Source organism: Saccharomonospora iraqiensis subsp. paurometabolica YIM 90007, from assembly GCF_000231035.2.
Classification (GTDB): domain Bacteria; phylum Actinomycetota; class Actinomycetes; order Mycobacteriales; family Pseudonocardiaceae; genus Saccharomonospora; species Saccharomonospora paurometabolica.
The window spans coordinates 1850-3638 of sequence record NZ_KI912204.1; the positions used below are offsets into that span (position 1 = coordinate 1850).

Consider the following 1789-nt stretch of genomic DNA (forward strand, 5'->3'; position numbering starts at 1 on the left):
TCCCCGTCGCCGCGCGCGGCCGCGTCCCGCAGCGCCTCCAGCGACCCGAACCGGGTGATGAGTTTCGCGGCGGTCTTCTCCCCGATGCCGGCGACCCCGGGCAGCCCGTCCGACGGGTCGCCCCGCAGCATCGCCATGTCGGCGTAGGCGGCGCCGGCGTGCCCGGCGGGGAGACCGTAGCGGCGGGCGAGCTCGTCGGGGCCCAGCACCTCCGCCTTGGCCCACCCCTTGCCGACGTAGATCACCGACACCGGGGGCGGGCCGGTGCGCACCAGCTGGAACAGGTCCCGGTCCCCGGTGACCACCTCGACCGGGTCGCGGGTCTCGCGGGCGGCGAGCGTGGCGAGGACGTCGTCGGCCTCGAACCCCTCGGCGGAGGCGGTGGCCAGCCCCGCCGCCGCCAACAGGTCCAGGATCACCGGCACCTGCGGGGTCAGCGTGTCCGGCACCTCCTCGGTATCCGGCCCGGTCCCGGCGGCCGTCCCGGTTCCGGTGTCGGCGGGCTCGTGCGCCCCGGCCTCGGCGGCGACGCGGTGGGCCTTGTAGCTGGGCAGCGCCCGCACCCGGAACGCGGGGCGCCAGTCGGCGTCCAGGCAGGCCACCATCCGGGCGGGGCGGCGGTCGGTGAGGATGCGCGCCACCGTGTCGGCGAACCCGCGCACCGCGTTCACCGGCATCCCGTCCGGGGCGGTCATCGACTCGGGCAGCGCGTGGTACGAGCGGAAGTACAGGCTCGCCGCGTCGAGCAGCACCAGCGGGGCATTCACCCGCCCAGCGTGCCACACCCCGCGCCGCGGGCGGACCACGGACACGCGCCCGCGGTGACACCCCGGGCGCGGCACGCCGGGGAGACCGGGACCACACCGGCCGCCCGGCACGCCTATGCTGGGGCTTCCACCGACCCCAGGGAGGCGAACCAGTGGGAACGGCAGCCGTCGTGGTGCTCGTGGTGCTCGCGGTCGTGGTGGTGGCGGTCGCGGCGTGGGCCGTGTCCGGCTACAACGGGCTGGTGCGCCGCCGCAACAACTACCACAACGCCTTCGCCCAGACCGACGTGCAGCTCACGCGCCGGCACGACCTGATCCCCAATCTGGTCGAGACCGCCAAGGGCTACATGCGGCACGAACAACAGACCCTCGAACAGGTGACCGCCGCCCGGACGGGTGCGGTGCAGGCGCAGGAACAGGCCCGGTCGAACCCGGGTGAGCCGGGGGCGATGCAGGAACTGTCCGGCGCGGAGAGCGCGTTGACGCAGTCGCTGGGCCGGCTGCTGGCGGTGTCCGAGTCCTACCCGGACCTCAAGGCCAGCCAGAACATGACGCAGCTGTCCGAGGAACTGACCTCCACCGAGAACCGGGTCGCCTTCGCCCGGCAGGCCTACAACGACGCGGTGCTGTCCTACAACAACAAGCGGGAGACGTTCCCGACGAACCTGCTCGCCGGCGCGTTCAACTTCGGACCGGCCGAACCGCTGATCATCGAGGAGCCGGAGCAGCGGCAGGCGCCGGACGTGTCGTTCTGAGACAGGGCCGGTCGACGATGAACTTCTTCGAGCGTCAACAGGCCGTGCGGAAGGTGTCCGCGCGGCTGGTGTGGCTGTTCGTGGCCGCGGTGGTCGGCATCGTCGCCGTGGTCGACCTGGCGGCGTGGCTGGCGTTCGGCCTGGGCGAGACGTCGACCTCCGAGGCCGTGGGCACGCTGGTCGCGGTCAGCGTCGTCGCGCTCGCCCTGATCGGGCTGACGTCGCTGGTGCGGTCGCTGCTGCTGCGCCGCGGCGGCGGGCAGCGGG

General features: G+C 73.7%; 2 protein-coding genes and 1 pseudogene. 2 read left to right on the plus strand and 1 reads right to left on the minus strand.

Features of this window, described 5'->3' with window-relative positions:
• The coding region (locus SACPADRAFT_RS25285) for a 5'-3' exonuclease (protein WP_084258274.1) at positions 1–767 on the minus strand (767 nt) is incomplete at its 3' end.
• Positions 768–919: 152 nt separating this feature from the next.
• On the opposite strand from SACPADRAFT_RS25285, the gene SACPADRAFT_RS0203055 reads away from it, so the two are divergent.
• Both SACPADRAFT_RS0203055 and SACPADRAFT_RS32090 read left to right on the plus strand, forming a co-directional pair.
• Positions 920–1522, plus strand: a complete 603-nt coding sequence (locus tag SACPADRAFT_RS0203055; RefSeq protein WP_007027495.1) for a LemA family protein — start codon at positions 920–922, stop codon at positions 1520–1522.
• Between the two features lie 17 nt (positions 1523–1539).
• Positions 1540–1789 (plus strand): annotated as a pseudogene (locus SACPADRAFT_RS32090) (M48 family metallopeptidase); the annotation flags it as partial.